The 421-nt window shown below is 61.0% G+C and carries 1 protein-coding gene; it reads right to left on the reverse strand.

From position 1 onward, the window contains the following. The coding region (locus tag PH558_RS34415) for an alcohol dehydrogenase catalytic domain-containing protein (protein ID WP_285208574.1) at positions 1 to 421 on the reverse strand (421 nt) is incomplete at both ends.

Raw genomic sequence — 421 nt, forward strand, 5'->3', positions numbered from 1 at the left:
AACGGCAATCTCCGGCAGCACGGTATAATTGGCGAAGGTCGAGCAGCCCATATAGTGATGGATCTTGTCCTTGCCGATCGAGAAGCGCGAGGTGCCATCAGGCATCAGACCCTGACCCTGGGTCGAGCGGATCGCGGTGCACAGATTGGTCTTGCGGCTGAGACACGACGGGCATTCGCGGCACTCGGGCGTATAGAGCGGAATGACATGATCGCCCTTCTTCACCGAAGTCACTCCCGGGCCGACATCGACGACGATGCCGGCGCCTTCATGGCCGAGGATCGCCGGGAACAGGCCTTCCGGATCGGCACCTGACAGCGTAAAATCATCGGTGTGGCAGATGCCGGTCGCCTTGACCTCGATCAGCACTTCGCCGGCTCTTGGCCCCTCCAGCTGAACCGTCATCACCTCAAGCGGCTTG

The organism is Rhizobium pantanalense, assembly GCF_030182525.1.
GTDB lineage: Bacteria > Pseudomonadota > Alphaproteobacteria > Rhizobiales > Rhizobiaceae > Rhizobium.